This is a genomic window from Hydrogenophaga sp., from assembly GCF_030656115.1.
In the GTDB taxonomy this organism is placed as follows: domain Bacteria; phylum Pseudomonadota; class Gammaproteobacteria; order Burkholderiales; family Burkholderiaceae_C; genus Hydrogenophaga.
In genome coordinates, this window is the sequence record NZ_JAUSOO010000122.1 from 86213 (window position 1) to 94556 (window position 8344).

At 66.6% G+C, this 8344-nt stretch carries 7 protein-coding genes; 2 read left to right on the plus strand and 5 right to left on the minus strand.

The annotated features are described in order from the left end of the window. Position 1: 1 nt before the first annotated feature. From ureC to Q7J58_RS15310, 5 genes are all read right to left on the minus strand, one after another. Positions 2 to 1720 carry an urease subunit alpha gene (gene ureC / locus Q7J58_RS15290; protein WP_304829842.1) on the minus strand — a complete coding sequence of 573 codons (1719 nt, stop codon included), beginning with the start codon at positions 1718 to 1720 and terminating at the stop codon, positions 2 to 4. A 24-nt stretch (positions 1721 to 1744) separates the two neighbouring features. After that, on the minus strand, positions 1745 to 2050 hold the full coding sequence (locus tag Q7J58_RS15295) for an urease subunit beta (RefSeq protein WP_304829845.1): 306 nt from the start codon (positions 2048 to 2050) through the stop codon (positions 1745 to 1747). Positions 2051 to 2061: 11 nt separating this feature from the next. Further along, positions 2062 to 2649 carry a HupE/UreJ family protein gene (locus tag Q7J58_RS15300; protein ID WP_304829847.1) on the minus strand — a complete coding sequence of 196 codons (588 nt, stop codon included), beginning with the start codon at positions 2647 to 2649 and terminating at the stop codon, positions 2062 to 2064. An 89-nt stretch (positions 2650 to 2738) separates the two neighbouring features. Continuing rightward, a complete protein-coding gene (locus Q7J58_RS15305; protein ID WP_304829850.1) occupies positions 2739 to 3041 on the minus strand; it encodes an urease subunit gamma in 303 nt (100 codons plus the stop codon). A 71-nt stretch (positions 3042 to 3112) separates the two neighbouring features. Then, the gene (locus Q7J58_RS15310) at positions 3113 to 3979 is read right to left on the minus strand and encodes an SHOCT domain-containing protein (protein WP_304829852.1); all 867 of its coding nucleotides are present in this window, start codon (positions 3977 to 3979) and stop codon (positions 3113 to 3115) included. Between the two features lie 224 nt (positions 3980 to 4203). On the opposite strand from Q7J58_RS15310, the gene Q7J58_RS15315 reads away from it, so the two are divergent. Both Q7J58_RS15315 and Q7J58_RS15320 read left to right on the plus strand, forming a co-directional pair. Beyond that, a complete protein-coding gene (locus Q7J58_RS15315; RefSeq protein ID WP_304829869.1) occupies positions 4204 to 7701 on the plus strand; it encodes an ATP-binding protein in 3498 nt (1165 codons plus the stop codon). A 193-nt stretch (positions 7702 to 7894) separates the two neighbouring features. After that, the coding region (locus Q7J58_RS15320) for a response regulator (protein WP_304829855.1) at positions 7895 to 8344 on the plus strand (450 nt) is incomplete at its 3' end.

Here is an 8344-nt window from a genome sequence, read left to right on the forward strand (position 1 = left end):
GTCAGAACAGGAAGTATCGCTGCGCCATCGGAAGTTGGCTGGCAGGCTCGCAGGTCAGCAGCACGCCGTCGGCCCGCACGGTGTAGCGCTGCGGGTCGATCTCCATCTTCGGCAGGTAGCTGTTGTGCACCATGTTCGCTTTGGTGACGCTGCGGCAGTTCTGCACCGCCACCGTGGTTTTCTGCAGGCCGTAGCGTTCGCCCACGCCGGCGTGCAGGCCGGCTTGAGAAACGAAGGTGAGGCTGCCGCGCGACAGCGAGCGCCCGAAGGCGCCGAATTGCGGCCGGTAGTGCACCGGCTGCGGCGTGGGGATGGATGCGTTGGGGTCGCCCATGGCGGCGAGCGAGATCGTGCCGCCCTGCACCACGAGCGCCGGTTTGACGCCAAAGAAGGCCGGCTTCCAGACCACGATGTCGGCCCACTTGCCCACCTCCAGCGATCCCACGGTGTGCGCAATGCCGTGGGCGATGGCCGGGTTGATCGTGTATTTGGCGATGTATCGCTTGACGCGGAAGTTGTCGTTGCGGCTGCTGTCTTCGGGCAGCGTGCCGCGTTGGCTTTTCATCTTGTCGGCCGTCTGCCAGGTGCGGATCACCACCTCGCCCACGCGCCCCAGGGCCTGGCTGTCGCTGCTCATGATGCTGATGGCGCCCATGTCGTGCAGCATGTCTTCGGCCGCGATGGTTTCGCGGCGGATGCGGCTCTCGGCGAAGGCCAGGTCTTCGGGGATGGACGCGTCCAGGTGGTGGCAGACCATCAGCATGTCCACATGCTCGTCGAGCGTGTTGACGGTGTAGGGCATGGTCGGGTTGGTCGAGGAGGGCAGGAAGTTGGCCTCGCCCACCACGCGGATGATGTCCGGCGCGTGGCCACCGCCCGCACCTTCGGTGTGGAAGGCGCAGAGCGTGCGGCCCTTGGTCGCGGCGATGGTGTCTTCCACGAAGCCCGACTCGTTGAGCGTGTCGCTGTGGATCGCGACCTGCACGTCCATCTCTTCGGCCACGTCCAGGCAGTTGCTGATGGCCGAGGGCGTGGTGCCCCAGTCTTCGTGCAGCTTCAGGCCGATGGCGCCCGCGTCCACTTGCTCGTGCAGGGCATCGGGCCGGCTGGCGTTGCCCTTGCCCAGGAAGCCCAGGTTCATGGACAGGCCGTCGGCCGCCTGCAGCATGCGCTCGATGTGCCAGGGGCCGGGTGTGCAGGTGGTGGCGAAGGTGCCGGTGGCCGGCCCGGTGCCGCCGCCGAGCATGGTGGTGACGCCCGAGGCCAGGGCCTCGTCCACCTGCTGCGGGCAGATGAAGTGGATGTGGCTGTCGATGCCGCCGGCGGTGACGATGTGGCCTTCGCAGCTGATGATCTCGGTGCCCGGGCCGATGACGATGTCCACGCCGGGCATGGTGTCGGGGTTGCCTGATTTGCCGATCGCCACGATGCGGCCGCCTTTGAGGCCGATGTCGGCCTTGACGATGCCCCAGTGGTCGATGATGAGCGCGTTGGTCAGCACCGTGTCCATCGCGCCCTGCGCCCGGGTTCTTTGCGACTGCGCCATGCCGTCGCGGATGGTCTTGCCGCCGCCGAACTTGGCTTCTTCGCCGTAGCCACCGGCGGCGAGCGTGAAGTCTTTTTCCACTTCCACGATCAGGCCGGTGTCGGCCAGTCGCACACGGTCGCCCACGGTGGGGCCGAACATGTCGGCGTAGGCGCTGCGGGGGATGGTTGCCATGGTCTCAGCTCTTTCTCTGTTTTCTTAGACGGCGCCCTGCACCAGGCCACGGAAGCCGATCACCACGCGGTCGCCCGCATAGTCCACCAGCTCCACGGTGCGTTGTTGTCCGGGCTCAAAGCGCACGGCGGTACCGGCTGAGATGTTCAGGCGCATGCCCTGGGCGGCTGGGCGGTCAAAGCTGAGCGCCGCGTTGGTTTCGGCAAAGTGGTAGTGCGAACCCACCTGCACCGGGCGTTCGGCGGTGTTGTGCACCACCAGTGTGGCGGTGCGTCGGCCCGGGTTCAGGGTGTGTTCGCCTGCGTCGATGAAGTATTCGCCAGGGATCATGGCTGGGTTCCTCAGTTGGCCAACAGGGACCAGCCCATGCTCAGACCCATCAGGGCGACCCCGGCCCCGGCCATGCGGGGGAGCCAGATGTTCAGGCGTTTCAACCCCAGACCCAAGCCCAGTCCGGCGCCGTGCAGCAGCGCGGTGGCCAGCACCATGCCGGCCAGTGCCCCGCTGCCGGCCAGTTCTTGTCCGTGCGCAGCACCATGGAACAGGGCAAAGGCGCCCACCAGCACCGCCCCTGCCGCCTCGGGCAGCTTCACCTGTGCGGCCAGCAACAGGCCCAACACCAGCATGGATGCCGCGATCATGGGCTCGATCGCAGGGAATACCGCACCTGCTTGCGCCAACAGTGCGCCCAGCAGCAACAACACGGCAAAAGACAGTGGCGCCAGCCACAGCCGCCGAGTGGTCAGGGCGCTCCACACGCCCACAGCCAGCATGGCGGCGAGGTGGTCCAGCCCGGTGACGGGGTGGGTGAAGCCGGTGAAAAACCCGTGGTGCGAGCCCGCGTCGGCGCCGACATGGGCCCAGGCGCTGGCGCTGGTGGCGGCCAGACCAATCAAGGCCAGGGATTTGAAGAGGGTCTGAGGTGTCATGGTTCGCTCCAGCAAGGGTCTCGATGGGGGTTTTGGGCGGTCCCGATGTCTGTGCGCCGTGGCGGCGCAGTGGCCGGTGAATCGGTGAATCAAGGAATGGGTTGGTGCACGGTCACCAGCTTGGTGCCGTCCGGGAAGGTGGCTTCGACCTGGATGTCGGGAATCATTTCGGCAATGCCGTCCATCACGTCGTCGCGCGTCAGCACGCTGCGGCCTTCGCTCATGAGCTGGGCCACGGTTTTGCCGTCGCGGGCGCCTTCCATCACGGCGGCTGAAATCAGGGCCACAGACTCGGGGTAGTTCAGCTTCAGGCCACGTGCGCGGCGCCGCTCGGCCAGCAAGGCGGCGGTGAAGATCAGCAGCTTGTCTTTTTCGCGAGGGGTGAGTTCCATGGCGTGTCGGTGTTCAAGGGTGGATGTGCTCAGCAAATTTCGTGCCCCTGCGTACCAGCAGGCCCAAGGCGTCACAGGCGGGCCAGCAGCTCGGCCTTTTTGCTGCTGTATTCGGCGTCGGTCAACACCCCTTTGGCGTGCAGGCCGGCCAGTCGTTCAATGGCGGCAAAAATGTCGGGCGAACCCGCCTCGGCGGGCGGGTAGGGCATGCTGTTTTGAACCGGTGCAGGGGCTGGCACGGCCATGCCATCGCGCGACACCACGGGCAGGCTGGCCACGTCCATCAGGCCGTACTGACTTGAAAAAGACAGGCTTCCCCCGCCCGACTGTTGCTGAGAAAAGCCGCCAATCTGGTGGTCCAGCGTGTCGTAGACCGTGACGGAACCGTGCACCTCAATGGCCAGGCGTCGGGCCTGCGCAAAGTAGGCGTAGCGCACGTTGTTTTGGGCGCCGGTGCTGTTGGGCCAGCGCAGGTCGGCGGGCCACCAGTCGCCGCTGGTGCCGGGGGCGGGCGGCACAAACAGGCTGTTTGACAGGCTGTTCTGGCCCCAGCCGTTGCTGCTGGGGTGTTGGCCTTGCGGGTCGTTGCTGTGGGCCTGTGTCTGCTGGTTCCACGGGTCGTTGCTGCCGCCTTGGCTCTGGCTTTGAAAGCTGCCGCTGCGCAGCAGGTCGGGCTGGCTGGCGATCAGGTTGGACAGCTCGCTGCACAGGTTGTCCACCCGGCCTTTCAGGTGGTTGTTGAACATGTCCGACACCATCGTCATGCCGCCGCGCATCCACTGGCCCGAACCGCTGAATTCGGGGTGGTTGAACTGGGCCATGCTGCCGTTGCCGTGGATCACGGACTCCAGCATGGACAGGGTGGCGTCGAAGCTGAAACCATGGCGCAGGGCAATGTCGTTGAGGGTCTGTTGACCCTGGGTGGAGAGTTGTCGCATGCGCAATGTCCTGGGTTGTGGTTGTGGTTGTGGTTGCACCGAAAGGGGCGCGGTGGGTGCAAGTTTCGCAGAGGCTTGCAAGAAAAAAGCCGTGGCACGAATGCTGCACAACCCCTAAGGTGAATCCCGAACCCGATCTCTCCAGCCACGCCCCTGTGGGCGATGCACCGCAGCGCATCACGCGCGTGCGCCGCGACTACAACAACTGGGTGGGCAGCGAAACCATGGAAGACTATGCGCTGCGCTACACCCCGCAGCGCTTTCGCAAGTGGAGCGAATGGCGCGTGGCCAACACCGCATTTGGCGCTGCCTCGTTCCTCATTCTGGAGGCGGTGGGTGCCACGCTGCTGGTGCAATACGGGTTCATCAATGCTTTCTGGGCCATCCTGGCCACCGGGCTCATTATCTTCGCGGCGGGCCTGCCCATCAGTGTGTACGCCGCGCGCTACGGCGTGGACATGGACCTGCTCACGCGCGGTGCGGGCTTTGGTTACATCGGATCTACCATCACCTCGCTGATCTACGCGTCGTTCACCTTCATCTTTTTTGCGCTCGAAGCGGCGGTCATGGCCTACGCGCTGGAGTTGGCGCTGGACATTCCGCCGGTCTGGGGTTACCTCATTTGCGCCGTGGTGGTCATTCCGCTGGTCACACACGGCGTGTCGGTCATCAGCCGCTTTCAGGTCTGGACCCAGCCGCTGTGGCTGGTGATGATGGTGGTGCCTTTTGTGGCCGTGCTGGTGCTCGACCCCGGTGCATTTGCCAATGTGGTGCACTACGGTGGTGAATTGGGTGCGGGTGTGGCATTTGATTGGCACCTGTTTGGTGCGGCGCTCACGGTGGGCATTGCGCTCATCACACAAATGGGGGAGCAGGCCGACTACCTGCGCTTCATGCCCGCGCAAGAGCCGGGCAAGCCGCTGCGCTGGTGGGCCGGTGTGCTGGCGGGCGGGCCGGGCTGGGTGGTGCTGGGTGTGCTGAAAATGCTGGGCGGCGCGCTCTTGGCTTACCTGGCCATCAGCCACATGGTGCCGCCCGAGCGCGCGGTGGACCCAAACCAGATGTACCTGGCGGCCTACGAATACGTGTTTCCGCATTACGGCTGGGCGGTGGCGGCCACGGCGCTGTTTGTGGTGGTGTCGCAGCTCAAGATCAACGTCACCAATGCCTACGCCGGCTCGTTGGCCTGGAGCAACTTCTTCTCGCGCCTCACCCACAGCCACCCCGGGCGCGTGGTGTGGGTGGTGTTCAACACGCTCATCGCCTTCATGCTGATGGAGATGAACGTGTTCCGCGCCTTGGGCGAGGTGCTGGGGCTGTACAGCAACATCGCCATCGCCTGGATCATGGCGGTGGTGGCCGACCTGGTGATCAACAAGCCGATGGGCTGGAGCCCCAAGGGCATCGAATTCAAGCGCGCCCATTTGTACGACATCAACCCGGTGGGTGTGGGCGCCATGGGGCTGGCCTCGGCTTTGTCGATTGCGGCCCACATGGGCCTCATGGGCGCCGGCGCGCAGGCGTTTTCAGCGGTGATCGCCATGGTGACGGCGCTGGTGGCGTCTCCGTTGCTGGCTTGGGCCACGGGTGGTCGGTATTACATTGCCCGACAAAGTGCAGCCTGCGGGGGGCGGTCGTGTGTCGGCTGCGAATCGCGAGCGGCCGTCAACCCAGAAACACCGCGGGTCGGGCTCTGCCCGTCCGCTGGTGTTGCCCCCCTTCAGGGGGGTGACGCCGAAGGCGGCGCGGGGGGTGTTATCAAGTGCGTCATCTGCGAGCGCGAATACGAAGCGCCCGACATGGCGCATTGCCCCGCCTACCAGGGACACATCTGTTCGCTCTGCTGCACGCTGGACGCGCGCTGTGGCGACCTCTGCAAACCCCACGCGCGCCTCTCAGAACAGTGGCAGGGTGCCTTGCGCACCGTGCTGCCGCAGCGGGTCTGGCCGTACCTGGCCGCGGGGCTGGCGCACTACCTGCTGATCATGCTGGTGATGGCGCCGGTGCTGGCCGCCGTGCTGGGCTTGCTGTACCAGCAGCAGGCGCAGGGCCTGGGCCAGGGGCTGCAGGCCGTGGCCGACGCCAGCGTGCTCGATGCGGCCTTGCGCTCGGGCTTCCTGCGCGTGTACGCCGTGCTCATGCTCATTGCCAGCACCGTGGCCTGGTGGCTGGTGCTGGCGCACAAAAGCCGCGAAGTGGCGCAGGAAGAAAGCAACCGCCAGACCCGTTTGCTGATGCAGGAAATCGACTCCCACCGCAAAACCGACGAAGCCCTGCAACACGCCCGCCGCGCCGCCGAGCAGGCCAACCAGGCCAAGACGCGCTACATCAGCACCATCAGCCACGAGTTGCGCACACCGCTCAACAGCATCCTGGGCTACGCCCAATTGCTGCAAGAAGACACCGGCATGGCGCCGCACCGCGCGCAGGCCATCCGCGTGATCCACCGGGGCGGCGAGCACCTGCTCTCGCTCATTGAAGGCACGCTGGACATTGCCCGCATCGAGTCCGGCAAGCTCAAGCTCGACGTGAAACCCATGGCCTTTGCCGACACCCTGCGCGAAGTGGCCAGCATGTTTGAACTGCAGGCCGCGGCCAAAGGCCTGCAGTTCACGTTTGAGAGCGGCAGCCGCCTGCCCGACGCCGTGCGCGCCGACGAAAAACGCCTGCGCCAGATCCTCATCAACCTGCTGGGCAACGCCGTCAAGTTCACCCGCGTGGGGCGGGTGCGGCTGCGCGTGACGCATGCGCGCGAAATGGCGCAGTTCGAGGTGCACGACACCGGCCCCGGCATGAGCACCGCCGACCTGGAGCGCGTGTTTGAGCCCTTTGCACGCGGCCAGGGCGAACCGGCCAGCGTGCCGCACAGCGCCGCTGCGGGCAGCGCCGGCACCGGCCTGGGCCTCACCATCGCCAAAATGCTCACCGACCTGATGGGCGGCGAATTGACCGTGCGCAGCACCCCCGGCGTGGGCACCGTGTTCACCGTGCGGCTGTTTTTGCCCGAGCTGCACGGTGTGGCGCTGCAGCGCGCCGCCATCGCTCCAGCCGTGTCCGGCTACGCCGGCGAGCGCCTGCGCCTGCTGGTGGTGGACAACGAAGAGGCCGACCGCGAGCTGCTGAAACGCTGGCTGGCGCCGCTGGGTTTTGACGTGATGCTGGCCACCAGCGGGCTGGACGCCTTGCGCCTGCTCGACGGCCTGCAACCCACCGACCCCGGCGCGCCCCACGCCATCTTCATGGACCTGGCCATGCCCGGCATCGACGGCTGGGAAACCGTGCGCCGCCTGCGTGCGCTGGGCTGGGGTGGTGTGCCGCTGGCCATCGTCTCGGCCAATGCGTTTGACAAAGGACTCGACAACGAACTGGGCCACCGCCCGCAAGACTTTTTTGTGAAGCCTGTGCGCCGCGAAGACCTGCTGACCTGGCTGGGCCAACGCCTGGCGCTGCAGTGGCTCACCGCTGCGCCCACGTCCCCCGCCGCCCGCGCTGTCGCACTGGCACCGCCCGCCGCCAGCAGCCCCACCGAACTGGCGCCCCTGCTGGAGCTGGTGCGCCTGGGTTACTACAAAGGCATCGTCACCTGGCTCGACGACTGGGTGCGCCAGCGCCCCGAACAGGCCGACTTTGCCCAAACCCTGCGCACCCTGGCGCGCGAATTCCGCTTTGAAGCGATCGAACAACGCCTGCTGGCCCACAGCGCCACAGCGCCAACACCATGAACCCGCCCACACCGCGCCCGCCCCCATCCCAGCCTTCCCCCAGAGGGGGAAGGGGCCAGAAACCGCCCCCGCTTTTTGCTCACGGCGTCTGGATAGGCCAGACACCTCTGCGGCTCCACTCCCTCCCCCGCTGGGGGCGGGTTGGGGTGGGGGCTCTCCCCGAACCCTTGCACGCGTCACCACCCAGCCCCCCATGAATCCCCGCTCCTCCCCCGAACACACCGCCACCCTGAGCGATGCCCTGGTCGTCCTCATCGTGGACGATGTGCCCGACAACGTCGCCCCGCTGCACGACGCGCTGGACGAAGCGGGCTACACCGTGCTGGTGGCCCTTGACGGTGAGGCCGCCATCCGCCGCGCCACCCAGGCCCTGCCCGACGTGGTGCTGCTCGACGCCGTCATGCCCGGCCTGGACGGTTTTGAGGTGGCGCGCCGCCTCAAGGCCCACCCCGCCACGGCCCACATTCCCATCATCTTCATGACCGGGCTGACCGAAACCGAGCACCTGGTGGCCGCGCTGGACGCCGGTGGCGCCGACTACGTCACCAAACCCATCAAGCCGCGTGAAGTGATGGCGCGCATGGGCGTGCACCTGCGCACCGCGCGCCATGTGCGCCAAGGCGCGGTGGAGCGCAGCCAGGCG